Origin of the sequence: Mesorhizobium sp. M0437, assembly GCF_040321335.1 — a bacterium.
GTDB lineage: Bacteria > Pseudomonadota > Alphaproteobacteria > Rhizobiales > Rhizobiaceae > Mesorhizobium.
Genome location: NZ_JAMYRK010000216.1, coordinates 1 through 1244 on the forward strand (window position 1 = coordinate 1; position 1244 = coordinate 1244).

The 1244-nt window shown below is 63.0% G+C and carries 1 protein-coding gene; it reads right to left on the reverse strand.

What is annotated here, in order from left to right:
• Window positions 1–217: 217 nt before the first annotated feature.
• A complete protein-coding gene (locus NKI72_RS35070) occupies window positions 218–970 on the reverse strand; it encodes a heme ABC transporter permease (protein ID WP_352820534.1) in 753 nt (250 codons plus the stop codon).
• Window positions 971–1244: the final 274 nt, after the last annotated feature.

The following is a 1244-nucleotide window of genomic DNA, read 5'->3' on the forward strand; positions in this document are numbered from 1 at the left end:
TCGACCTCAACCTCGTCGAGAGATAGCATGGAGCACTGTTCGCGATGTCCTCGCACACCTGTTCGCGATGTCTCCGGTCCAAACAGGGGGGAGATCGGTAGCTTCGCCTCTCTTTCAACATTCGCGATTGGCGAAACGATACGTGACATTCAATCTCCCCCCTTGAGGGGGAGATGTCCGGCAGGACAGAGGGGGGCGCGAAGGAACTCGACGGCGGTCAGTTAGCCTGCCTTGCCGCGACGCGGCGCATCGAAATGACTCGGCGGCGGAGGATTTCCGTGCGCATCGCCGCTAGGTGCAGCGCGAAGAAAAGCACGGTGAAGCCGAGTGCCATCACCAGCAATGGCCACAACAGGCTTGGGTCGATGGTCGGGCCACCGAGCCGGAACACCGACGCCGGCTGATGCAGCGTGTTCCACCAGTCGACCGAAAATTTGATGATCGGAATGTTGATGAAGCCGACCAGGGTGATGATGGCGGCGGCCCACGCGGCGCGCCCGGCATCGTCGAGCGCGCGGGTCAGCGCGATGATGCCGAGATACATCAGGAACAGGATGAAGACCGAGGTCAACCGCGCGTCCCATACCCACCAGGTGCCCCACATCGGCTTGCCCCAGATCGAACCGGTGATCAGTGCAAGGGCGGTGAAGACGGCGCCGATGGGTGCCGCCGATTTCAGCGCCACGTCGGCCAGCGGATGGCGCCAGACCAGCGTGCCCAGTGCCGAGACCGCCATCAGCGTGTAGCACATCATGGCGAGCCAGGCGAAAGGCACGTGGATATACATGATGCGAACGGTGATGCCTTGCTGGAAGTCCTCGGGCGCCGTGAAGCTCATGTAGAGGCCGACAGCGAGGATGATGGCGGCAACGCTCGCCAGCCACGGCACGACCTTGTCGGCCAGCCCGACGAACCGCGTCGGGTTGGCAAGGTCCATCCAGCCGGAGAGGCGTGAAGTCGTGTCGCTCATGCCGCCTTACATAGACCGCCGGCGGAGTTGCGGCAACCGCAGCGGCGGTACGGCGTCTCCCGTTCTCCCCGTGAACGGCGGGGCAAGTTGTGTGCGTCAAGTTCTGCAAAATGGCGTGGCATTGCGTTGACGTTGGCGTGTCCGCCGCGCAGCCCCCGTGTTTAGCGGAGCGGCGGACACAATCGCATTTGGATTCTTACGAAGATGGACCCCCACCCTAACCCTCCCCACAAGGGGGAGGGAACGCTGCCGCATGCCCTTACTTCCCCTTTTG

Bases quoted from the DNA above. Each gene is read 5' to 3' on its own strand.
- NKI72_RS35070 (WP_352820534.1), bottom strand. From the start codon at position 970: ATGAGCGACACGACTTCACGCCTCTCCGGCTGGATGGACCTTGCCAAC.